A 23,078-nucleotide genomic window follows, 5' to 3' on the forward strand; every position below is an offset into this window, starting at 1 on the left:
TAGCATATAAGAGGCCGCGCTGCCGGTCTGTGTGACGCCTCACAGGAGACGCTATGCCAGAAATTGCCCCCCACGCACCGGCATCCGCCGATGCCACGCGCATCGCCGCCATCGTGGCGGCACGCCAGGATATGCCGGGCGCCCTGCTGCCGATCCTGCATGAGATCCAGGACACACAGGGCTATATCCCCGACGCCGCCGTGCCCGAGATTGCCCGTGCGCTGAACCTGTCGCGCGCCGAAGTGCACGGCGTGATCACCTTTTATCACCACTTCCGCCAGCAGCCCGCCGGGCGCCATGTGGTGCAGGTCTGCCGCGCCGAAGCCTGCCAGGCGGTCGGTGGTGAAGCGCTGGCCGAGCACGCGCAACGCGCACTTGGCTGCGGCTTCCATGAAACCACCGCGGACGGACAGGTGACGCTGGAGCCGGTTTACTGCCTGGGCCAGTGCGCCTGCGGCCCGGCGGTGATGGTCGGCGAGCAACTGCACGGCTATGTCGACGCGAAGCGCTTCGACGCGCTGGTGCGCTCGCTGCGCGAGTCATCTGCGGAAAAGACCACGGCAGCGGCGGAGGCACAGGCATGATCACGATCACCACCATCTTCGTGCCGCGCGATTCCACCGCGCTGGCGCTGGGCGCGGATGAAGTGGCCCGCGCCATTGCGCGCGAGGCCGCCGCGCGCAACGAACACGTGCGCATCGTGCGCAACGGCTCGCGCGGCATGTTCTGGCTGGAGCCGCTGGTCGAGGTGCAGACCGGAAGCGGCCGCGTGGCCTACGGCCCGGTCAGCGCCGCGGACGTGCCGGCGCTGTTCGACGCCGGCCTGCTGCAAGGCGGCCAGCACGCGCTGTCGCAGGGCCTGACCGAAGAAATCCCCTTCCTGAAGCAGCAGGAGCGCCTGACCTTCGCGCGCGTCGGCATCACCGACCCGCTGTCGCTGGATGACTACCGCGCGCATGAGGGCTTCGCCGGCCTGGAGCGCGCGCTGTCGATGCAGCCCGCCGAGATCGTGCAGGAGGTCACCGACTCCGGCCTGCGCGGCCGCGGCGGCGCGGCCTTCCCGACCGGCATCAAGTGGAAGACCGTGCTGGGCGCGCAATCCGCGGTCAAGTACATCGTCTGCAATGCCGACGAAGGCGACTCGGGCACGTTCTCCGACCGCATGGTGATGGAAGACGACCCGTACATGCTGATCGAAGGCATGACCATCGCCGCCCTCGCGGTCGGTGCGGAGCAGGGCTATATCTACTGCCGCTCCGAATACCCCCACGCGATCGCCGTGCTGGAAAGCGCGATCGGCATCGCCAGCGCCGCCGGCTGGCTCGGCGACGACATCCGCGGCAGCGGCAAGCGCTTCCATCTTGAAGTGCGCAAGGGCGCCGGCGCCTATGTCTGCGGCGAGGAAACCGCGCTGCTGGAAAGCCTGGAAGGCCGGCGCGGCGTGGTGCGCGCCAAGCCGCCGCTGCCGGCGCTGAAAGGGCTGTTCGGCAAGCCCACGGTGATCAACAACGTAATTTCGCTCGCCACCGTGCCGGTGATCCTGGCGCGCGGCGCGCAGTACTACCGCGACTACGGCATGGGCCGTTCGCGCGGCACGCTGCCGTTCCAGCTGGCCGGCAACATCAGGCGGGGCGGGCTGGTGGAGAAGGCGTTCGGCGTCACGCTGCGCGAACTGCTGGTCGACTACGGCGGCGGCACGCGCAGCGGCCGCGCCATCCGCGCGGTGCAGGTGGGCGGGCCGCTGGGCGCCTACCTGCCGGAGTCGCGCTTCGACGTGCCGCTGGACTATGAGGCCTATGCCGCGTTCGGCGGCGTGGTCGGCCACGGCGGCATCGTGGTGTTCGACGAGACCGTCGACATGGCAAAGCAGGCCCGCTACGCGATGGAGTTCTGTGCGATCGAATCGTGCGGCAAATGCACCCCGTGCCGCATCGGCTCGACCCGCGGCGTCGAAGTCATGGACCGCATCATCGCCGGCGAGCAGCCCGTCAAGCATGTCGCGCTGGTGCGCGACCTGTGCGACACCATGCTCAACGGCTCGCTGTGCGCGATGGGCGGCATGACGCCGTACCCGGTGCTGTCCGCGCTGAATGAATTCCCCGAGGACTTCGGCCTCGCATCCAATCCGGCCAAGGCCGCCGCCTGAGCACCAGGTCCAGCAAGAGACACGGGAGACAATCCGCCATGAACGCCCGCAACGAGATCGATTTCGGCACGCCCGCCAGCGAATCCACTGAACTGGTCACCCTGGAGGTCGACGGCGTCAGCGTCACCGTGCCCGCCGGCACCTCGGTGATGCGCGCCGCGATGGAAGCACAGATCGCCGTCCCCAAGCTGTGCGCCACCGACAGCCTCGAAGCCTTCGGCTCGTGCCGGCTGTGCCTGGTCGAGATCGAAGGGCGCCGCGGCTATCCGGCATCGTGCACCACGCCGGTCGAAGCCGGCATGAAGGTCAAGACCCAGAGCGACAAGCTGGCCGACCTGCGCCGCGGCGTGATGGAGCTGTATATCTCCGATCACCCGCTCGATTGCCTGACCTGCCCGACCAACGGCAACTGCGAGCTGCAGGACATGGCGGGCGTAGTCGGCCTGCGTGAAGTGCGCTACAACGACGGCGGCCCGGAACCCGGCTCAAGCGCCCCGCCGATCGCGACGCATACGCAGATGAAGAAGGACGAGTCCAATCCTTACTTCACCTACGACCCCTCCAAGTGCATTGTCTGCAATCGCTGCGTGCGCGCCTGCGAGGAAACGCAGGGCACCTTTGCGCTGACCATCAGCGGCCGCGGCTTCGATTCCCGCGTCTCGCCGGGCACCAGCCAGTCGTTCATGGAATCGGACTGCGTCTCGTGCGGCGCCTGCGTGCAGGCCTGCCCGACCGCGACGCTGACCGAGACCTCCGTCATCAAGCTGGGCCAGCCCTCGCACAGCACCGTGACCACCTGCGCCTACTGCGGCGTGGGCTGCTCGTTCAAGGCCGAGATGAAGGGCAATGAAGTGGTGCGCATGGTGCCGTACAAGGACGGCAAGGCCAATGAAGGCCACGCCTGCGTCAAGGGCCGCTTTGCCTGGGGCTACGCCACGCACAAGGACCGCATCCTCAAGCCGATGATCCGCGCGAAGATCACCGATCCCTGGCGCGAAGTGTCGTGGGAAGAAGCGATCGATTACGCCGCATCGGAGTTCAAGCGTATCCAGGTCAAGCACGGCAAGGATTCGATTGGAGGCATCGTGTCGTCACGCTGCACCAACGAAGAAGGCTACCTGGTCCAGAAACTGGTGCGCGCCGCCTTCGGCAATAACAACGTCGACACCTGCGCGCGCGTGTGCCATTCGCCGACCGGCTACGGCCTGAAGCAGACCCTGGGCGAATCGGCCGGCACGCAGACCTTCAAGTCGGTGGAGAAGGCCGACGTGGTCATGGTGATCGGTGCGAACCCTACCGATGGCCACCCGGTCTTTGCCTCGCGCATGAAGAAGCGCCTGCGCGCCGGCGCCAAGCTGATCGTGGTCGATCCGCGCCGCATCGACCTGGTCGACTCGCCGCATATCCGCGCCGACTATCACCTGCAGTTGCGCCCGGGCACCAACGTCGCGCTGGTGACCTCGCTGGCCCACGTGATCGTCACCGAAGGGCTGCTCAATGAAGCGTTCATTGCCGAGCGCTGCGAGGACCGCGCCTTCCAGCAATGGCGCGATTTTGTCTCGCTGCCGGAGAACTCGCCGGAGGCCATGGAAAGCGTCACCGGCATTCCGGCGCAGCAACTGCGCGGCGCCGCGCGCCTGTACGCCACCGGCGGCAATGCGGCGATCTACTACGGCCTGGGCGTGACCGAGCATGCGCAGGGTTCCACCACCGTGATGGGCATTGCCAACCTGGCCATGGCCACCGGCAATATCGGCCGCGAAGGCGTGGGCGTGAACCCGCTGCGCGGGCAGAACAACGTGCAGGGCTCTTGCGATATCGGCTCGTTCCCGCATGAACTGCCGGGCTATCGCCATGTGTCGGACTCGACCACGCGCGGCCTGTTCGAAGCCGCGTGGAACGTCGAGATCAGCCCGGAGCCGGGCCTGCGCATCCCGAACATGTTCGAAGCCGCGCTGGCCGGCAGCTTCAAGGGCCTGTACTGCCAGGGCGAGGACATCGTCCAGTCCGACCCCAACACGCAGCACGTGTCCGAGGCGCTGTCGTCGATGGAATGCATCGTGGTGCAGGACATCTTCCTGAACGAGACCGCCAAGTACGCGCATGTGTTCCTGCCGGGTTCGTCGTTCCTGGAGAAGGACGGCACCTTCACCAATGCCGAGCGCCGCATCTCGCGCGTGCGCAAGGTGATGCCGCCCAAGGCGCGCTATGCCGACTGGGAAGCGACCATCCTGCTGGCCAATGCGCTGGGCTACCCGATGGACTACAAGCACCCGTCCGAGATCATGGACGAAATCGCGCGCCTGACGCCGACTTTCGCGGGCGTCAGCTACAAGCGCCTGGAGGAACTGGGCAGCATCCAGTGGCCGTGCAACGCCGAAGCGCCGGAAGGCACGCCGACCATGCATATCGATGCCTTCGTGCGCGGCAAGGGCAAGTTCATCATCACCAAGTACGTGCCGACCACCGAGAAGATCACGCGCGCCTTCCCGCTGATCCTGACCACCGGCCGCATCCTGTCGCAATACAACGTCGGCGCGCAGACGCGCCGCACCGACAACGTCTACTGGCATGCCGAAGACCGGCTTGAGATCCATCCGCACGATGCCGAGGAGCGCGGCATCAAGGACGGCGACTGGGTCGGCGTGCAGAGCCGGGCAGGGGATACCGTGCTGCGCGCGATCGTCAGCGAGCGCATGCAGCCGGGCGTGGTCTACACCACCTTCCACTTCCCGGAGTCCGGCGCCAACGTGATCACCACGGACAACTCCGACTGGGCCACCAACTGCCCGGAGTACAAGGTCACCGCGGTGCAGGTGCTGCCGGTGGCGCAGCCGTCGGCGTGGCAGCGGGAGTACCAGGAGTTCAACAGCCAGCAGCTGCAACTGCTGGAAGCCGCCAGCGCCGACCCGGCGCAGGCCGCGGGCTGAGCGGAGGGCCTCGCCATGATGCGCTGCATGCAGTCACCGGAAGTCGAGCCGGCCGCGGCGGAAGACGCCGTGCCCGCCACCCACAGCACCTTCGCCGTCAGCCGCTGGCGTCGCGGCGAACTGATGCTGAGCCCCGATGAAGTCGCCGAGGAAGTGCCGGTCGCGCTGGAGTACAACGGCATCTCGCACGCGGTGATGCTGGCCACGCCGGCAGACCTGGAGGACTTCGCACTCGGCTTCAGCCTGAGCGAAGGCATCGTGGCCAGCGCGCGCGACGTCTATGACATCGAGATCGAAACGCGCGAGCAGGGCATCGCGGTGCAGCTCGATATCGCGTCAGAAGCCTTCATGCGGCTCAAGGACCGGCGCCGCTCGCTGGCCGGGCGCACCGGCTGCGGGCTGTGCGGCACCGAATCGCTGGAGCAGGTGATGCGCCTGCCGGCACCGGTGCAGAGCGATGCCAGCTTTCACACCGACGTGATCCAGGCCGCCTTCGTGCAGCTGCAGCTGCGACAGGAATTGCAGCAACACACCGGGGCCACCCACGCTGCCGCATGGCTGCGTGCCGATGGCCATGTATCGCTGGTGCGCGAGGATGTGGGCCGCCACAATGCGCTGGACAAGCTCGCCGGCGCGCTGGCCCGCAGCGGCGAGGACATCTCCAGTGGCGCGGTGCTGGTAACCAGCCGCGCGAGTTATGAAATGGTACTGAAGACGGCCGCCATCGGCGCCGGCGTGCTGGCCGCGGTATCCGCACCGACCGCGCTTGCGGTGCGCCTCGCCGAACAGGCCAATATCACTTTGGCCGGCTTCGTGCGCGCCGGTGCGCACGTGGTCTACGCCCACCCCCAACGTCTGCAGCACGAAGCGAGTCTGGCATGAAGATCGACAACCTCATCACCATGGCCAACCAGATCGGCAGCTTCTTCGAGGCGATGCCGGATCGTGAGGAGGCCGTTTCGGATATTGCCGGGCATATCAAGCGGTTTTGGGAGCCGCGGATGCGCAGGGCTTTGCTGGGGCATGTGGATGCCGAGGCGGGGAGCGGCCTGCTGGATATCGTGCGCGAGGCACTGGGGCGGCATCGGGCGTTGTTGGAGTAGCTTGCAGACCGGCCCGCGCTAAGTGTCCTGTGCCCAATGCTCCACCAGGTCGGCGGGGATCGCCTGGAATACTTCATCGAAGCGCTTGCCGGTCAGCCGCTCGGCCTGCCGGAGCAGCAGCGCCACCGGGCTGCTGGGTTCGTGGAATTCGAACCATTGACGCGCGGCGCGGATGCCGGCCAGGGCGGCATCGCGATCCCAGGAATTGCACGGGCCTGAGGGCTCCGCGGTTGTGGGAGGGGGAAGTCCGCCAGAAGCATCGCCGCATGGAGGAGCAGCGACAGGCAATTCGGGTCGTGGCGCGCTTGGTGCAGCGACAGGCGGTGCCGGGGCGGTCGCAGCCGTACTCTTCATCATGCCAAGCAGCTTGAGTAGCGGGCTCAAGTCGGGGCTGTCCTGGCGGAGGTTGGCTTTTGCCCAAGCGTCAATGGCCGCTGCTTCGCCCGCGGCCTCGACCAGTGCCGCAAGGGCGGGGCTGTTCTGCAGGCGCATATCCTGCAATTGCAGCCGCACCGATTCCGGCGCGAGGGCGTCCGCGGCCCGCGGCACGCCGAGTGACCGCTCGATATCCCGGATCTGCAGCCGGAGCGCCGCGTTACCCGTGATCGTCAACTCCCGCACATCCCGCATCAGCCCCTCCGGGTCGGTCAGCGCGGCCAGCGCATTGGCGCGCATCGCGGGATCGGCCTCGCCATCGACGAACATTTGCGGATGGATGGTATCGGGCCACTTCGCCAGCAGTTGCGCCATGGTCGCGAGTCCGTCGCGCAGGCCGCTTGCCTGACTTAGCCGGGTACGGCAGCGCAGCAACAACACCAGGATGCGGATGTCGCGCGTGCGCAGGAGCAGGCGCCGGCAGTCGCGTTCCAGATCCGCCCAGTTGAGGGCTTCTGGCTCGCTGACGAAGTTGCCATACTGCGCGTCTGCCTTCGGAGTGGCCTTGGCCAGTAGCACGACGAACTCTGGGTCGTACTCCAGGTCGTCACCGCATGGCCTGTCGGGTGCGACCGGGTCCCGCAGTTCTGGGAAGGGAAGGTCAGGTCTTGGCACCGGTACGGCCTTGGCTTTGGCGTTCATCTGACTTGCTCCGAGAAACCCCGCCCTTCAGGGCAGGGAGTGAAAGGAGTGCTGCCGGCAGCAAGCAATCCCAAATTAGAATGACCGGCATGCTTCTCGTCTATCGCCATCGGGTGAAGTCGCTGAACGGCCTGCTCAATCAGCAGAGCCGCGCAGTGAACTTTGTCTGGAACTTCTGCAATGACACACAGAAGCACGCGCTCAAGTGGGGCAAGAAATGGCCCACGGGTTTCGTTCTGAACGTGTTGACGACCGGCAGCAGCAAGGAACTCCGTATCCATTCCGGCACCGTCAACGCGGTTTGCGAGCAGTACGCCAAGTCGCGTAGCCAGCATCGCCGGCCCTATTTGCGCTATCGCAGCCGCAGGTCGCTCGGCTGGGTGCCGCTCAAGGGGCGGGATCTCAAGCGATCGGGCGAGGCATTCCGCTTTGCCGGCAATACGTTTCGCGTGTTCAACTCCCGCCCCCTTCCCGAAGGCAAGATCAAGGACGGCACGAATTTCTCCCGCGATGCGCGAGGCAACTGGTTTCTGAACATCGTGATCGAAGTTGCCGACACCCAGGCCCGGCCCCCGGCACGCGGCGTCGGCATCGATCTTGGCTTGAAGGACCTTGCCACACTCTCCATCGGCGAGAAGATCGAGAATCCGCGTCACCTTGGCCAACTCGAGCAAGCCCTTGCCAAGGCGCAGCGTGCGCGCAAGAAACGACAGGCGACGAACCTCCATGCACGCATCAAAAATGCGCGGCGCGACTTCCCGCACAAGCTCTCGCATCGCATCGTGCGGGACTTTGACTACATCGCGGTGGGTAATGTGAATGCCGCCGGCCTCGCCAGGACCAGCATGGCGAAGTCCGTCCTCGATGCGGGCTGGTCGTCCTTCCGCACAATGCTCGCGTACAAGGCGATTGCGCATGGCGCGTGGTACGAGGAAGTCGACGAACGTTTCACCACCCAGGTCTGCTCTTCGTGCGACGCGATGCCGCCGGAGAGGCCGAAAGGTATCGCAGACCTCGGAATAAGGCAGTGGATCTGCAGTGAATGCGGTGCTGTACATGATCCAGCCTGGTAGTCGCCAATAACGCGCTGAGTACCCGGAATCTGCCGCCGCCGGCGGACGCAGGGGAGCAGCTGCGCATGGAAGCGGCCAAGCTGCCAGCGCCTTTCAAGGCGGTGCTCGCCGATCTGGTTGTACAGGGGGCCAGGGACGTCAATAAGGGCGTGGGCGATATCCTGATTGCGCAAATGGACGCCATCATCGGCGAGAGCTGCCGCAGGGCTATCGACGGCAAGTATCCGTTCACGCCGGCATCGATGCAGGACGTGGACCCGGAGGACTTCGCGCGCGTCTTCGCCGCGGGCGGAGTATTGGACGACTTCTTCCAGAAGGTGCTGGCGCCTCACGTGGATACCACTATCTCGCCTTGGCGCTACAAGCTGACCGCACCCGACGTGCCGCCAGTGGCTGGCCCGAGTCTGGTGCCTTTCCAGCGCGCCACTGAGATCCGGGAAGTGTTCTTCCGGGACCCGGGGGCGAAGAAGATGGCCTGGAAGCTCGACCTGAAGGTGGTGGAACTCGATCCCGAGATCGTTGAGCTGAACCTGGACTTCGACGGGCAAGGTCAGCGCTATGTGCACGGTCCGGTGGTCCCGCTCAAGGTGACATGGCCGGGTCCGCGAGGGGGGCAAGGGGCCGAGATCACTGCCAGCCCCCGGATTCGCCCGGATACTTCAACGCTGGCCGCCAGCGGCCCGTGGGCGCTGATGCGCGTGATTGCCAAGGGCAAGCTAGCGGGGTCGGCCACGGCCAGCCATTTCATTGCCGAGTATGACTTTGACGGCCGCAAGGCAAAGCTCGATATCAACACCGGCAGCCTTGCCAACCCCTGGACCACCGGGCTGCTGCAGGGCTTCCAGTGTCCCGGGAGGTCGGGGTGATCACCGCACCGTCGATTTTCGGCAAGCTGCCTGGGCTAGGGGATTTTGTGCGCCACAACGCGCCGCTGGACCAGGTGCAGGTGTGGCGGAGCTGGTTTGACCATCAGGACGGCGAATTTCCGGCGAGGGCGGCGTCACCGTCCGCGGGCGGCCACGTCCAGCATTGGCTGCACCTGACCCCGCCCTGCCTGTCAGGCAATTCCCGATTGCGCCCGTCTGAACCATGCCTCTTCATTCTGCGCCCGCGTGGGCTGCAGTTCCCCAGCGAGAGCAGCTATCTGGTCGGGGTCGTGGCGGCGTCGCATGACCGGGTCGGGCGACGCTATCCGCTGGTGGTCTGGCAAGCGGCAAGCGCCCAATGGGCCGCGCATCTCCTTGCCGCGCCCGCACAGTGGCTGACTGATCTGGTGCAAATCGTGGGCGACCACACGCGCGTGGCGGACCGAACCGGCCTTGCCGGGGTAGTCGACGCCCTCTGGGCCCACCACCGGCCTGGCTGGCGTGACCGGTTCCAGCTTTCGCTCAAGCGGCTGGCCGATGCATCCCGGCCTGACGCATCAAGCGACGGCGTTATCGGGCCAGAGTCAATGCGCGGCGACTGGCCCCCGGATCTGTTGCGCGATGGCAGCCTTGGCAGCGTTTGGCAGTCCGCTGCCCACTGTGCTGTCGAGATTGACGGTGTTCCCTCCATTCGCCGAATTGTTGCGGGACTTTGATTCTCTGCCAGCCTCGTCACCACCTCACCTCAACCTCAGCGGCTCCAGCAACGCCCCGTCATACTCCCCCCGCGAAATTCGCCCAAGCTCCAGCATCCGCTTCAGGATATAAACCTGCCGCTGCCGGGCCCGCCTGGGATTCGCCACCGGATTGTTGGCCGAAGGCGCCTTGGGCAGCCCGGCCAGCATCGCGCACTCAGCCAGCGTCAACTGGTCCAGCCGCTTGCCAAAGTAAGTCTGCGCCGCATCGGCAAAGCCATAGGCCCCCTGTCCCAGGTAGATCTTGTTCAGATACAGCTCCAGGATCTCGTCCTTGCTCAGCGCCTTTTCAATCCGGTAGGACAGCAGCACCTCGTACAGCTTGCGGGTATAGGTCTTGTCGCGCGACAAATAGAAATTGCGCGCCACCTGCATGGTGATGGTCGATGCCCCCTGCGACAGCTCGTCCGACAGGTTGGCAACGCCGGCGCGGATGACGCCGATGTAGTCGATGCCGTCATGCACGTAGAAGCGTTCATCCTCGATCGCCACCACCGCTTCGGTCAGCTCGCGCGGGATCTTGCCGATGGGAACGTAGTCGGGCGTCTGGCGGAAGGCAGTGAGCGCATCGAGCGACGGCAGCTGCCGGTTGGCGGCCAGGATGGCGATGGCGGCCAGCAGCGCGCCGCCGATCACGGCGAGCACCAGCAGCTTGATGAAGGCGGACCAGAGGCTTTTCATGGCACGTATTGTGCCAGCCGCGCGCGGCAGGCCGCGAGCCCCGCCGGCGACCATGGTTTCAGGCGGTGGGCAGCGCCACATTGAGCGACTGCGCCAGGCGCTCGAGGTTGCGCCAGATGGCGGGGTTGATGTCGAGCGTGTCGCTCGCCTGGGCCCGGTTGGCGGCCTCGTACTCGCCGGGGTACTGCACGCGGTCGACGCCCGGCGCAGGCGGCGTGTCGTGCAGGTAGCGGACAAAGGCCTCGACTTCCGCGCTCTGCCAGTCCAGCCCCAGGTCCAGCGCGGGATTGAGCAGTACCGCGAACAGGTTGTTGGTGGCCACGCCGCCGCGCGGGTTGTCCGGCTGGATGGTGCCGCCGCCGGACAGCACGCCGGCCAGCAACTCGGCCACCACGCCCAGCGCGTAGCCCTTGTGGCCGCCGAAGGGCAGCAGCGCACCGGGGTGCTCGCCGAACATGATGGCAGCATCGGTGGTCGGGTTGCCGTCGGCATCGATGATGCTGTGTTCGGGTGCCGGCTCGCCTTTCTCGGCCAGCACGCGCGCCTTGTTGATGGCAATGGCGCTGGTGGCGATGTCCACCACCAGCGGCGGCCGCCCGTTGGGCATGGGCCCGGCGAAGCACAGCGGGTTGGTGGTGAGCCGCGCGACGCGGCCGCCGAACGGCGCCACCACCGGCGCGCGGTTGATCACATTGGTGAAGCTCAGCAACACAAAGCCGGCGGCGGCCACCATCTCGCCGTAATGGCCCATGCGGCCGAGATGGTGCGAGCGGCGCAGCGTGACGATGCAATGGCCATGCTGGCGCACGCGTTCGATCGCGGCCTGCATCACTGACTTGCCGACATGCTGGCCGAAACCACCGTCGCCGTCGAACACCATCAGTGTGCCGTGGTCCAGCACGCATTTGGCGCGGCCATGCGGGTTGACGCTGTGGCTGTCGAGCGCGGTGCGGTAGTTGGGCAGGATCGACAGGCCATGGCTGATATAGCCGCAGCGGTCAGATTCGACCAGGTGCTCGGCCACGTCGTCGGCGATGTCGGCGGGTACCTGCTGCGCGGCGAGGATATCGCGGGCAAGCTGGCGGGCGCTGGAGAGGGAGATCTTCATGGCATGTCCCGCCTCAGACCCAGCCCAGCCAGCGCCAGTAGGTGGCTGCGAACAGCAGCATCATGGCGTAGCCGATGATCGTGACCGGGATGCCGATGCGCGCGAACTGGCGGCCGTTGAAGGTCTCGGTGCCCAGGCACACCATGTTCTGCGGTGCGTTGATTGGCAGGATGAAACCGAAGCTGACGGTAAAGCCCAGCAGCATGGTCATGCCCACGCGGTTGATGTCGCCGGGCAGCGTCTGCAGCACCGCGATCAGGATCGGCAGCAGCGCCGCGGTCAGCGCGGTGGCGCTGGCAAAGCCCAGGTGGATCAGGATCAGGAAGGCCGCCAGGATCGCGAACACCAGCAGCGTGCCATGCGCGGCCAGCCCCGAGTTCGTGACCACGAACTGTCCCAGCCACTGGCCGGCGTTGGTGGACAGCAACGCCGTGCCCAGGCTGATGCCGACGCCGAACACGATCAGCGTGCCCCAGGGCGTGCGTTGCTGCATGGTCTTCCAGTCCATCACGCCGATGCGCGGCATCATCAGGATCACCAGGCCCACAAAGGTCACGGTGGCGGTGTCGAAGCTGTGCAGCTTGCCTTCGGTGGCCCAGAACAGCAGCAGGCCCAGCGACACCGCGGCCAGCCGCTTCTGCGGCGCGCTCATGGGGCCGAGCGCGGACAGTTCGCGCTGCACGGCTTGCTTGCCACCGGGGATGGCGTCGGTCTCTGCGGGCAGCAGGAAGCGCACCAGGAAATACAGCACCACCGACATCGCGATGGCCCACGGTGCGCCGGCGATCAGCCATTGCAGCCAGGTGATGCGCTCGCCGAGCAGCTTGTCCATGAAGCCCACCGTCAGCAGGTTCTGCGCCGCGGCGGTCTGAATGCCGACGTTCCAGATGCTGGTGGCCTGCGCCACCGTGATCATGATGCCGGCGGCGATATTGGACTTCTTGTCGACCCCGAAGGCAGCGATCACGCCCATCATGATCGGCACCACGCAGGCGCTGCGCGCGGTGGCACTCGGCACCACCAGGCTCAGCGCGATGGTGACGGCGATCGTGCCGATCAGGATGCGGCGCGTGCTGGTGCCGATGGCCGACAGCGTCACCAGCGCGATGCGCCGGTCCAGCCCGGTCACGGTCATGGCCGCGGAAATGAACAGCGCTGCAGCGACCAGCGCCAGCGCGGTATTCGAGAACCCGGCCAGCGCCATGCCGAGTGCCTTCGAGGTGCCGTATTGCACCGAGGGATCGTTGACGGTCGGCGCAAAGCCGATCAGCCCCGCCATCAGCGAGGTGATCATGATGGCGCTGGTCTCGTACGACACCGCCTCGGTGATCCACACCACGATGGCAAAGGCGAGGATCGCCAGCATGCGCTGGCCGGCGACGGTCAGGCCTTCGGGTTGCGGGATCGCCAGGACTGCGATCAGCACGGCTAATGCCGCGAACAGTCCCCAGTGCAGGGTGAGCTTCGGTGCAGGCGCGGCCGTGGCCTGCGCGGCCGGGGCGGAAGGGTTGGGGGCGGGAATCTCTGGCATCGCCGGCATCCTTGTGGTTGGTGATCCTGGTCGGGTATCCAGGCACTCCGGGTGCGGGCGGCTCGCGGCGGACGGCGTGGCGTGCCGGGTTGGCGCCGGCAGGCAGATGTCGGTCGCGAGCCGGCAACCGTGTGCGGTGTGTCCGGAGCGGCCTGGCTTCTGACGCGGCCGCCGCGTTCGACATGATAGGAATTTTGTGACTGGTAGCCGGCCATGTCGAGGGCGACTCCATCCTATTTCCGCCTGTCATGAGCAAGATCAAGTCCATGCGTGGTTAGCGGATTCACAGGCCGCCGCAGGCGTCATACGAGTGAGAGGCTCGCCACATAAGGCCTGGCGGCGGGTCGTGTGCTCAAGCGTGCCGCGATGGCCCCGCCGGGTGATGCATGAGCGGGAGTGATCTGAAATAATTGGAGCCGACCATGAAGGTTTTAGTACGCGGACTAAAGGCGGGGCTGGATGCGGTGGCGCTGCGCAAGGCGCTGGCGGGGTATGCGAAGATCCGTTCGGTGGAACTGGTGGAAGCCGGCGACCCCAGGCACCCGTGGGCGCGGGTCGATATCGATGCCAGTGCGTTGACGGTGTGGAAGCTGGTGGCGCGGCTGGACCGGCGTTATATCGCGGGCGGCCGCCTGCGCGGGCATGTGCCGGCGTACCGCGCGCGCTGAAGCGCCGGCACGGCATCGGCCCGCATGGCAAGGACAATCGGGAAACAACCATGATCAAGTGGCTTCAACGCGCGGGATGCCTGCACGCCAATGCGGTCGTGCCGCAGGCTCCGGCTGCGGACGCGGGCAGCGAGCAGGGCCTGCAAGACCTGGCATTCGACACCATCAGCAATGCGCGCGACCTCGGCGGGCTGGCTGGCGCAGGCGGACGCCGCGTGCGCCAGGGCCGCCTGTACCGCAGCGGCAACCCGGCGCTGGCCAGCGCCGCGGACCTGGACCGGCTGCAGGCGCTCGGGCTCGACTTGGTGGTGGATTTCCGCTCTCCCGGCGAGAAGTCGCCGGACGAAGCCGCCTTCGGCCAGCGCTTCCACTGGAAGGCGGTGCCGGTGCTGGAAGGCAGCATGGCGATGGAGGTGCTGATGCCGCGGCTGCGCGCCGGCACGCCGGCGCGGATGGATGCCTTCATGCTGGAGGTCTACCGCGACTTCCCGGTGCGCTACCGCGAAGCCTTCGGCGGCTTCATGCACACGGCGCAGGGCGGCAAGACGCTGCTGTTCCACTGCACCGCCGGCAAGGACCGCACCGGCTTTGCCGCGCTGCTGCTGCTGGCGGCGCTGGGGGTGGCGCAGGACGATATCCTCGCCAACTACCTGGAATCGAACCAGCGCAACGCACAGTTCAATGAATCGGCGCTGGCGCGCATGGCCGGGCTCGGCGTGGACCCCGCGGTGATGATGCCGCTGCTGGAAGTCCGGGCCAGTTATCTCGATGCCTCGATGCAGGCCATCGATGCGGCCTGGGGGAGCGTCGACAACTACCTGCGCGACGCGCTGGCAGTTGACGTCGCGCAGCTGCGCCAGCACTACCTGGCTGGCTGACTCAGAGCTTGCTGCTGTCGCGCAGGATGCGGGCGGTGCTCAGCGCGATCATCCCTTCTTCATCGGTGGGCAGCACCAGCACCGGCACGCGGCTGTCGTCGCGGCTGATGCGCTGGCTGTTCTCGCCGTTGGCGCCGCCATCGAGCGCGATGCCGAACAGGCTGGCCAGGTGTTCGCAAATGCGCGCGCGCACCGGCGGCGAGTTGGCGCCGATGCCCGCGGTGAACACCAGCGCATCGAGCCCGCCCAGCGTGACCGCGAGCTTGCCGATTTCCTGCGCGGCGCGGTAGGCGTAGAAGTCCACCGCGAGCCGCGCGCGCGGCGCATCGCTGGCCAGCAGCGCGCGCATGTCGCTGCTTACGCCTGACAGTCCCTTCAGCCCCGATTCCTGGTACAGCATCGCCTGGATCGCCGCCGGCTGCATGCCCTGTTGCGCCAGCCACAGCAGCGCGCCCGGATCGACCGAGCCGCAGCGCGTGCCCATCGGCAGGCCGTCGAGCGCGGTCAGGCCCATGGTGCTGTCCACGCTGCGGCCATCGCGCATTGCGCACAGGCTCGCGCCGTTGCCCAGGTGCGCCACGACCACGCGGCCCTCGGCCAGGTCGGGCGCGACCTGGCGCAGCCGGCGCGCGATGTACTCGTACGACAGCCCGTGGAAGCCATAGCGGCGGATGCCGCGCTCATAGTAGGCATAGGGCAGCGCCATCAACTGCGCCAGCACGTCGTGGCCGGCGTGGAAAGCGGTGTCGAAGCAGGCCACCTGCAGCAGGTCCGGCACGGCCTGGCGCACCGCGCGGATCGCGGTCAGGTTGTGCGGCTGGTGCAGCGGCGCCAGCGGCACCAGCGCCTCCAGCTTTGTGATCACCGCGTCGTCGATGCGCACGGCCTGCGCGTAGTCGGCGCCGCCATGCACCACGCGATGGCCGATCGCCACCGGCGGGTTGTCGCGCAGGCCCACGCTCAGCACCAGGCGCACCAGCCGGAAGGCGGCGTCGTGGTCGGCCACCTGGGCTTGCGGGAAGGTCTCGTCGGCCACTACGCGGCCGTCGGCCATGCGCGCGGTCAGGCGCGGCGCCACGCCGATGCCTTCGATCTGGCCGTGCGCGCTCAGCACCGGGTTGATGTCGGCATTGCCATGCGCGGCGTCGGGCACGGCGTAGACCGAGACCTTGACGCTGGACGAACCGGCGTTGACGACGAGGATGACGGGATGCACGGCGGGTTGGATGGCAGTCACGCTGGAAAGGCTCCGTGGGTTGGCATAGCCCGGCTCAGACCTGCGCCGCGGCTTCGGCGCAGCGGCGCGCATGGGCCACCAGCACCGCGATGGCGCAGCTGCCGATGCGCGCGCGCACGCTGTCGGCCCGGCTGGTGAGGATGATGGGCACGCGCGCGCCCAGCACGATGCCGGCGGCTTCGGCGCCGGCCAGGAAGGTCAGCTGCTTGGCCAGCATATTGCCGGCTTCCAGGTCCGGCACCAGCAGGATGTCGGGGTCGCCGGCCACGTCGGAGTCGATGCCCTTGGTGACGGCGGCTTCGCGGCTGATGGCGTTGTCGAAGGCGAGCGGGCCGTCCAGCACGCCGCCCGTGATCTGGCCGCGCCGCGCCATGGTGCACAGCGCGGCGGCGTCGATGGTGGAGGGGATCTTGTCGGTGACGGTCTCCACCGCGGACAGGACCGCCACCTTGGGCCGCTCGATGCCCAGCATGCGCAGCAGGTCGATGGCGTTGCGGCAGATATCGGCCTTGTCGTTGAGCGTGGGGAAGATGTTGACCGCGGCATCCGTGATGAACAGCGGCTTGTGGTAGCGCGGCACGTCCATCGCGAACACATGCGACAGCCGCCGCCCGGTGCGCAGGCCGCTGGCCGAGGCGGTAACCTCGTGCAGCAGTTCGTCGGTATGCAGGCTGCCTTTCATCAGCAGTTCGGCGTCGCCGGCTCGCACGGCTTCGACCGCGCGTTCGGCCGAGGCGTGGCTGTGCGGTGTGTCGATGACGACGGTGTCGCCCAGCGCCATGCCGTGCTCCGCGGCCACCTGCCGGATGCGTGCCGCGGGCCCGACCAGGATCGGCACGATCAGGCCCAGCTCCGCCGCTTGCAGGGCGCCGCCCAGCGAGGCGGCGTCGCACGGATGCGCCACCGCGGTGGGGATGGGCGGCAGCCCGGCGCAGCGCGCCAGCAGCGTGGCGTACTTGTCCGGCGATTCGGCGGCGGGCGCGGCAAGTTCGGACAGGGCAGGCGAGACAGCGGTCATGACGATGTTCCGTGAGCGAAGCAGCGGCCAGGGTACCCGGCCTGTGCATGGACGTCGAGCCTGGCGCCGGCCGCGCGCAAGCCAGGATTGCTGCGATGCGCAAAGCGCACCGCGCCAGTATAGGCGACGATTCTGTCGCGCTGGTGGCCGGGCGCCCCGCCGGCAGTGCGCCATTTCGCGCCACCCGTCCGCGGGTTGCAGCGCGCGGCAGCGGCTGGTACGCTTGTTTTTGTTGCAAGGCAACATGCGTCACTCCGGCCGCGCCGCCAAGCCCGCGGACGTGCCGGCGGGGCGCCCACCAGGGGAGTGGAATGACCGCACGCGAACGCGCCGTCCTGCCGCAGGACAGCACCGCCACCTCTACCTTCACCAGTCTGCCCGCGTACGCCAGTCCGTTCGCGGCGCTGGCGCAACCGGTGCTGGAGTACGCACTGGACGCCTGGCAGCGCACCGTGCTGCTGCTCGACATCCTGCGCCAGCGCGGCAACGAGTCCGCTGAGCATGAGCTTGAGGGCATGCCGCCCGTGCTGGTGTTCGAGCACGAACTGCTGGCCGATGGCCGTGCGTTGCCGGAGCCCGCCAACTACGCGCTGCTGCGCATCGTGCCGCCGGCGGACAGCCCGACCGATCCCGCCAGGCGCCCCTTCGTCGTGATCGACCCGCGCGCGGGCCACGGCCCCGGCATCGGCGGATTCAAGGCCGACAGCGAGATCGGCATCGCGCTGCGCACCGGCCATCCGTGCTACTTCATCACCTTCTTCCATGAGCCCTGCCCGGGCCAGACCATCGAATCGGTGGCGCGCGCCGAAGCCGCCTTCCTCCAGATCGTCGGCGAACGCCATCCGGACGCGCCCGGCAAGCCCTTCGTCATCGGCAACTGCCAGGCCGGCTGGGCGCTGATGATGCTGGCCGCGGTGGCGCCGGAGCGCGCCGGCCCGCTGCTGCTGGCCGGCGCGCCGCTGGCGTACTGGTCCGGCGTGCGCGGGCGCAACCCGATGCGCTACAGCGGCGGCCTGCTGGGCGGCTCGTGGCTGGCATCGCTGACTGCCGACCTGGGCAATGGCCGCTTCGACGGCGCCTGGCTGGTAGAGAACTTCGAGCAGCTCAATCCCGCCAATACCTTGTGGAAGAAGCGCTACGATGTCTATGCGCAGGCCGACACCGAAGGCCCGCGCTTCCTTGACTTCGAGCGCTGGTGGGGCGGCCATTTCCTGATGAACCGCGCCGAGATCGACTGGATCGTGCAGCAGCTGTTCGTCGGCAACCGGCTCACCGCGGGCGAGGTGCGCAGCACCGACGGCAAGACCGTGGTGGACCTGCGCAACGTGCGCTCGCCGGTGATCGTCTTTGCGTCCTGGGGGGACAACATCACGCCGCCGCAGCAGGCGCTGAACTGGATTCCGGACCTGTATGCGAGCGACGAAGAGCTGGTCGCCAACGACCAGGTGATCGTCTACTGCCTGCACCCGACCGTGGGCCACCTGGGCATCTTTGTTTCCGCGGGCGTGGCCAACCGCGAGCACAGCGAACTGTTCTGCGCGCTGGACCTGATCGACGTGCTGCCGCCGGGCCTGTACGAGGCGAAGATCGAAGACATCGCTCCCGACCTGCGGCATCGCGACCTGGTCGAAGGCCGCTACCTGGTGCGCTTCGAGCGCCGCGCCATCGCCGACATCCTGGCGCTGGACGACGGCCGCGACGACGAGCGCGCCTTCGAGGTGGTGCGGCGCGTGGCCGAGATCAACCAGCACATCTATGACACCTTTGCCTCGCCATGGGTGCGCGCCATGTCCAGCGAACTGAGCGCGCAGTGGCTGCGCGCGCTGCATCCCGCGCGGCTGGAGCGCTCGCTGGCGACCGACGCGAACCCGTGGATGGCGTGGATCGGCGCACTGGCACCGCTGGTGCGCGAGCATCGCGCGCCGGTAGCGCGGGATAATCCGCTGCTGACGCTGGAACAGGCGGCCTCGGCGCAGATCGTCAGCGCGCTCGACCACTTCCGCGAGCTGCGCGATGCCTGGTACGAGCGGACCTTCGAGGCGATCTATGAATCGCCGGCGATGGCGGCACTGGTGGGCCTGCGCGCGCAGGCGCCGGTCAACCTGGAATCGCCCGTCACCGTGGCGCTGCGCAAGGAACTGGCCGCGCGCCGGCTGCATGATGCCGAGGCGGCGATCGGGCAGGGCGGCGCACTGGAGGCCTTTGTGCGTGTGCTGGCCTACGTGGCCGAACACGCCAGCGCGATCGAGGAGCGGCCGTTCAACCTGCTGCGCCGCATTGCGCGCGAACAGCAGCCAGCCACCGCGCAAGCCGGCGGCCATGCCGACCTGGCCGCGTTCAAGACGGCCGTGCGCCAGCAGAGCTTTATCGTCGGGCTCGATCCGCAGCGCGCCATCCGCGCGTTGCCGGCGCTGGTGCCGGACCGCGAAACGCGCCGCAAGCTGATGGTGGCGGCGCATCGCGTGATAACCGTCGGCGGCCCGCTGGAGGGCGAGTGGCTGGCGCGCTTTCGCGAAGTCGCCGACGTGATGGGCACCGGTCATCCACCCGCAGTTGGCGATGCAGCCGTGGGTCCGGCGGATGCCGCAATGGCCCCCAGCCACGCCGGGAACGGCAAGCCGCAGGCCTCGCGCGCCACCGGCAAGCGCAAGGCCGCGCCGCGCACCACGCGGCCGCGCAGTTGAGGGTCGCGCACCGTATCCGGTGCGACAGGAGGCGCCATGGTCAACGTATCCAATCCGCCGCTTGCCGGCACCCGCGTGCTGGTGGTCGGCGTGGCCAATGCCGAGTCGATCGCCTGGGGCTGCGCCCGCGCCTTCCGCGAACTGGGCGCGGAAGTTGCCATGACCTACCTGAACGACAAGGCCTATCCGCACGTCGCGCCACTGGCCCAGGCCGTGCAGGCGTCGATCCTGATGCCGCTGGACGTGGAAGACCCCGGGCAGATGGCAGCGCTGTTCGCGCGTATCGAGAGCGTATGGGGCAGGCTCGACGCGGTGGTCCACTCGATCGCCTTCGCACCCAGGGCCGACCTGCAGGGCGGCTTGCTCAATTCGTCGGCTGAAGGCTTTGCGCGCGCCATGGACATCTCATGCCACTCCTTCGTGCGCATGGCGCGCCTGGCCGTGCCGCTGATGACGCAGGGCGGCACCCTGTTCGCCATGAGCTATGAAGGCGCCAGCCGCGTGGTGCCCAACTACGACCTGATGGGGCCGGTCAAGGCGGCGCTGGAGGCCAGTTGCCGCTACCTGGCGCATGAACTGGGGCCCAGGGGCATCCGCGTCCACGCCATCTCGCCGGGGCCGCTGAAGACGCGCGCGGCCTCGGGCCTGAAAGACTTCGACCTGCTACTGGCCGATGCCGCCGGGCGCGCGCCGCTGGGCGAGGTGGTCGACATCATGGACGTAGGCTTCGCCACCGCTTACCTGGCCACGCCGTATGCGCGCCGCATTTCGGGCAATACCGTGTACGTGGATGGTGGCGTGCACATCATGGCGTAGCGCGCGCCGGACCGTCGGCACACGGCGCAGGCGGCGCCTACAATGCAGACAGGGGCGCCGATGGGGAGAATCCATGCAGGTACTGATCCGGGGTTTGCATCGCGATGTGACCGAAGACATGCTGCAGGAAAAGCTCAAGGGTCATGCCCCGGTCAAGTCCGTGGAAATCGTGCGCGAGGGCGATCCCGACCATCCGTGGGCGTGGGTGGATCTGGATATCGACCCGTTTGCCGCCTGGCGCCTGCTGCGCCGGTTCGACCGCCAGTACTTTGCCGGCAGCATCATGCGCTGGTATATCCCGGCGCACCAGGACTAAGAACCCATGAAATGGGTTCTGAGTGCACTGGACCGGTCGGCAAATCGGATTACCATAGCCGCGTTTCCGACTTCATTGCGGCGCTGGCCAGCGGCGTCCGACATCCATGCTTGAACTCCAGGGAGCCATCTGGTTCCGCTCCGGCTCGCAAGACTGGGGCGGCAAGGACCGCATCGCGCTGCTCGCCGCCATCGGCGAACACGGCTCGATCACCGCGGCCGCGCGCGCGGTCGGCATCAGCTACAAGGCCGCGTGGGACGCCATCGATGCCATGAACAACAGCGCCGGCGAGCCGCTGGTGGTGCGCGCCGCCGGCGGCAAGGGCGGCGGCGGCACGCGCCTGACCGCGCGCGGTGAGCAGCTGATCCGCACCTATCGCGCACTCGAGGACGAACACCGGCGCTTTGTCGCGCAGCTGTCGCGCCTGGGCGAGGGCGCGGCCGACGATATCCACCTGATGAGGCGAATGATGATCAAGACCAGTGCGCGCAACAAGCTGTTCGGACGCGTGGCGAGCGTGCGCGGCGGCGCGGTCAATGATGAAGTCGTGCTGGAGTTGCCCGGCGGGCAACGGGTGGTGTCCACCATCACGCACGAAAGCGTCGAGACGCTGGAACTGGCCGAGGGCACGGAGGCGTTTGCGCTGATCAAGGCATCGTCGGTGCTGGTGGGGCTGCCCGATCCGGGGATGCGGCTGTCGGCGCGCAACCAGCTGCCGGGCGTGGTATCGCGCGTGATGCCTGGGGCGGTGAATGCCGAGGTAGTGATGGAGCTCGACGGCGGCGGCACGATTGCGGCGATCGTGACCAACGGGAGTGTGGAGGCGTTGGGGCTTGAGGTTGGGGTAGCTGCGCTGGCGGTGTTCAAGGCGTCAAGCGTGATCCTGGGGGTCGTGGCGTAGCGCGCCAGGGTAATTGCCGCGCGGCGGCTGCCGGGTGGATCGCACAAAAAATGAGAACATGCCAAGAAACATTGAAATCAAGGCCCGCATCGACACCATCGAAGCAGTGCTGCCGCATGCGGCAGCACTGGCGGACAGCGGGCCCGAATACATCCGCCAGGACGATACCTTTTTCCCCTGCGCCAACGGCCGGCTCAAGCTGCGCGAGTTCGCGCCTGACCGCGGCGAGCTGATCTTCTATGCGCGCGCCGACGAAGCGGGGCCGAAGGAGAGCTTCTACATCCTGTCGCCGACGCAATCGCCCGCCACGCTGCGCGCGGCGCTGGCCGCCGCCCATGGCGAGGGCGGGCGGGTGCGCAAGTTGCGCACGCTGTACCTGGCCGGCCGCACGCGCGTGCACCTGGACCGGGTCGAGGCGCTGGGTGATTTCCTGGAGCTGGAAGTGGTGCTGGCCGACGAGGAAAGCGTGGACGACGGCGTGGCCGAGGCGCACGCGCTGCTGGCGCACCTGGGCATTCCTGCGTCGAGCCTGATCGAGGGCGCCTACGTCGACCTGCTGCGCGCGGCTCAGGCCACACGCGCCGACACCGGCGCGTAGACCGGCGGATGGTGGCGGCTGGTGCCGCTGCCGAAGATGCGGCCTTCGCGGATCTCCAGCACGTGGTCGCCCAGGGCTTCCACGTCGGCGGGGTCGTGCGAGATCACCAGCATCGGCACGTCCAGGCTGGCCTGCAGCGCGCGCAACTCCGCGCGCATGCGCGCGCGCAGCGCGGGGTCCAGCGCGGAGAAGGGTTCATCCAGCAGCACGATATCGGGCTGCGCCACCAGCGCGCGCGCCAGTGCCACGCGCTGCTTTTGGCCGCCGGAAATCTCCGCCGGGTAGTTGCCGGCGATCTCGGCCAGGCCGAAGGCATCGATCCAGCGCCGCGCTTCGGGGTGCGCGGCGCCGCGGCGCGGGTTGCGCCAGCCGCGCATCAGGCCAAAGGCGATGTTCTGGCCCACGGTCAGGTGCGGGAACAGCGCGTATTCCTGGAACAGGTAGGCCACGCGGCGCTCTTGCGGACGCACGTCGATGCCGGCTTCCGCGTCGAACAGGGTGCGGCCGTTCAGCACGATACTGCCGCTGTCCGGCGCCAGCAGGCCGGCGATGGCGCGCAGCGTCAGGCTCTTGCCCGCGCCCGATGGCCCGAACAGCGCAATGCGCCGGCTGGCCGAATCGAAATCGATATCCAGCGCAAAGTGGCGGTCGGCCGAGACCATCTGCTTGCGGATGCTGACGTGCATGCTCAT

21 protein-coding genes and 1 pseudogene are annotated in these 23,078 nt (G+C 67.7%); 15 read left to right on the top strand and 7 right to left on the bottom strand.

The genetic code is table 11. From position 1 onward, the window contains the following. Positions 1-53: 53 nt before the first annotated feature. Genes ACREYQ_RS03190 through ACREYQ_RS03210 form a run of 5 tightly spaced genes read left to right on the top strand, consistent with a single transcriptional unit; the run spans position 54 to position 6,179 of the window. The gene (locus ACREYQ_RS03190) at positions 54-584 is read left to right on the top strand and encodes a formate dehydrogenase subunit gamma (RefSeq protein WP_432259352.1); all 531 of its coding nucleotides are present in this window, start codon (positions 54-56) and stop codon (positions 582-584) included. Continuing rightward, a complete protein-coding gene (locus ACREYQ_RS03195) occupies positions 581-2,146 on the top strand; it encodes a formate dehydrogenase beta subunit (protein WP_432259353.1) in 1,566 nt (521 codons plus the stop codon). Before ACREYQ_RS03190 ends, ACREYQ_RS03195 begins: the two co-directional genes overlap by 4 nt. A 38-nt stretch (positions 2,147-2,184) precedes the next feature. After that, a complete protein-coding gene (fdhF, locus tag ACREYQ_RS03200) occupies positions 2,185-5,076 on the top strand; it encodes a formate dehydrogenase subunit alpha (protein ID WP_432259354.1) in 2,892 nt (963 codons plus the stop codon). A gap of 15 nt (positions 5,077-5,091) precedes the next feature. Next, positions 5,092-5,958 (top strand): formate dehydrogenase accessory sulfurtransferase FdhD, encoded by an 867-nt coding sequence (gene fdhD / locus ACREYQ_RS03205; protein WP_432259355.1) that lies wholly within the window; start codon positions 5,092-5,094, stop codon positions 5,956-5,958. Continuing rightward, complete coding sequence (locus tag ACREYQ_RS03210) at positions 5,955-6,179, top strand: formate dehydrogenase subunit delta (protein ID WP_432259356.1); 225 nt, start codon at positions 5,955-5,957, stop codon at positions 6,177-6,179. The genes fdhD and ACREYQ_RS03210 overlap by 4 nt, the downstream gene beginning before the upstream one ends. 18 nt (positions 6,180-6,197) lie before the next feature. On the opposite strand, the gene ACREYQ_RS03215 is transcribed toward ACREYQ_RS03210, so the two are convergent. Then, positions 6,198-7,256: an ImpA family type VI secretion system protein gene (locus ACREYQ_RS03215; protein ID WP_432259357.1), complete on the bottom strand. Its 1,059-nt coding sequence runs from the start codon at positions 7,254-7,256 to the stop codon at positions 6,198-6,200. Between the two features lie 89 nt (positions 7,257-7,345). Between ACREYQ_RS03215 and ACREYQ_RS03220 the strand changes: the two are divergent. The 3 genes and pseudogenes from ACREYQ_RS03220 to ACREYQ_RS03230 form a co-directional block, all read left to right on the top strand. After that, positions 7,346-8,317, top strand: a pseudogene (locus ACREYQ_RS03220) (RNA-guided endonuclease InsQ/TnpB family protein); the annotation flags it as partial. A 77-nt stretch (positions 8,318-8,394) separates the two neighbouring features. Further along, the gene (locus tag ACREYQ_RS03225) at positions 8,395-9,195 is read left to right on the top strand and encodes a type VI secretion IcmF C-terminal domain-containing protein (RefSeq protein WP_432259358.1); all 801 of its coding nucleotides are present in this window, start codon (positions 8,395-8,397) and stop codon (positions 9,193-9,195) included. Next, a complete protein-coding gene (locus ACREYQ_RS03230; protein ID WP_432259359.1) occupies positions 9,192-9,911 on the top strand; it encodes a TagF domain-containing protein in 720 nt (239 codons plus the stop codon). The genes ACREYQ_RS03225 and ACREYQ_RS03230 overlap by 4 nt, the downstream gene beginning before the upstream one ends. A gap of 24 nt (positions 9,912-9,935) precedes the next feature. Here ACREYQ_RS03230 and ACREYQ_RS03235 read toward each other — a convergent pair whose 3' ends face one another. The 3 genes from ACREYQ_RS03235 to ACREYQ_RS03245 are packed head-to-tail and all read right to left on the bottom strand — an operon-like array spanning position 9,936 to position 13,270. Then, entirely contained in the window at positions 9,936-10,631 is a 696-nt protein-coding gene (locus tag ACREYQ_RS03235) for a transglycosylase domain-containing protein (protein WP_432259360.1), read from the bottom strand. Between the two features lie 58 nt (positions 10,632-10,689). Further along, positions 10,690-11,739, bottom strand: coding sequence for an Ldh family oxidoreductase (locus tag ACREYQ_RS03240; protein WP_432259361.1), 1,050 nt, complete (start codon positions 11,737-11,739; stop codon positions 10,690-10,692). A gap of 13 nt (positions 11,740-11,752) precedes the next feature. Continuing rightward, positions 11,753-13,270, bottom strand: a complete 1,518-nt coding sequence (locus tag ACREYQ_RS03245; protein ID WP_432259362.1) for a DASS family sodium-coupled anion symporter — start codon at positions 13,268-13,270, stop codon at positions 11,753-11,755. Between the two features lie 422 nt (positions 13,271-13,692). Here ACREYQ_RS03245 and ACREYQ_RS03250 point away from each other — a divergent pair, with 422 nt between their 5' ends. Further along, complete coding sequence (locus ACREYQ_RS03250; protein ID WP_432259363.1) at positions 13,693-13,938, top strand: RNA-binding protein; 246 nt, start codon at positions 13,693-13,695, stop codon at positions 13,936-13,938. A gap of 50 nt (positions 13,939-13,988) precedes the next feature. Then, complete coding sequence (locus ACREYQ_RS03255) at positions 13,989-14,816, top strand: tyrosine-protein phosphatase (protein ID WP_432259364.1); 828 nt, start codon at positions 13,989-13,991, stop codon at positions 14,814-14,816. A 1-nt stretch (position 14,817) separates the two neighbouring features. Here ACREYQ_RS03255 and ACREYQ_RS03260 read toward each other — a convergent pair whose 3' ends face one another. Further along, complete coding sequence (locus ACREYQ_RS03260) at positions 14,818-16,053, bottom strand: acetate/propionate family kinase (protein ID WP_432259365.1); 1,236 nt, start codon at positions 16,051-16,053, stop codon at positions 14,818-14,820. A gap of 34 nt (positions 16,054-16,087) precedes the next feature. Then, on the bottom strand, positions 16,088-17,071 hold the full coding sequence (locus ACREYQ_RS03265) for a phosphate acetyltransferase (RefSeq protein WP_432259366.1): 984 nt from the start codon (positions 17,069-17,071) through the stop codon (positions 16,088-16,090). A gap of 311 nt (positions 17,072-17,382) precedes the next feature. On the opposite strand from ACREYQ_RS03265, the gene ACREYQ_RS03270 reads away from it, so the two are divergent. The 5 genes from ACREYQ_RS03270 to ACREYQ_RS03290 all read left to right on the top strand — a co-directional run bounded on the left by ACREYQ_RS03270 (position 17,383) and on the right by ACREYQ_RS03290 (position 22,386). Next, the gene (locus ACREYQ_RS03270) at positions 17,383-19,755 is read left to right on the top strand and encodes a DUF3141 domain-containing protein (RefSeq protein WP_432259367.1); all 2,373 of its coding nucleotides are present in this window, start codon (positions 17,383-17,385) and stop codon (positions 19,753-19,755) included. Positions 19,756-19,791: 36 nt separating this feature from the next. Continuing rightward, positions 19,792-20,571 (top strand): enoyl-ACP reductase FabI, encoded by a 780-nt coding sequence (fabI, locus tag ACREYQ_RS03275; protein WP_432259368.1) that lies wholly within the window; start codon positions 19,792-19,794, stop codon positions 20,569-20,571. 73 nt (positions 20,572-20,644) lie between these two features. Continuing rightward, a complete protein-coding gene (locus ACREYQ_RS03280) occupies positions 20,645-20,887 on the top strand; it encodes an RNA-binding protein (protein ID WP_432259369.1) in 243 nt (80 codons plus the stop codon). A gap of 106 nt (positions 20,888-20,993) precedes the next feature. After that, positions 20,994-21,788: a TOBE domain-containing protein gene (locus ACREYQ_RS03285; protein WP_432259370.1), complete on the top strand. Its 795-nt coding sequence runs from the start codon at positions 20,994-20,996 to the stop codon at positions 21,786-21,788. A 58-nt stretch (positions 21,789-21,846) separates the two neighbouring features. Next, positions 21,847-22,386 carry a class IV adenylate cyclase gene (locus tag ACREYQ_RS03290; protein WP_432259371.1) on the top strand — a complete coding sequence of 180 codons (540 nt, stop codon included), beginning with the start codon at positions 21,847-21,849 and terminating at the stop codon, positions 22,384-22,386. On the opposite strand, the gene ACREYQ_RS03295 is transcribed toward ACREYQ_RS03290, so the two are convergent. Next, entirely contained in the window at positions 22,356-23,078 is a 723-nt protein-coding gene (locus ACREYQ_RS03295) for an ATP-binding cassette domain-containing protein (protein WP_432259372.1), read from the bottom strand. The two genes, ACREYQ_RS03290 and ACREYQ_RS03295, sit on opposite strands and share 31 nt — an antisense overlap.

This window comes from Cupriavidus sp. TMH.W2 (genome assembly GCF_050847365.1).
GTDB lineage: Bacteria > Pseudomonadota > Gammaproteobacteria > Burkholderiales > Burkholderiaceae > Cupriavidus.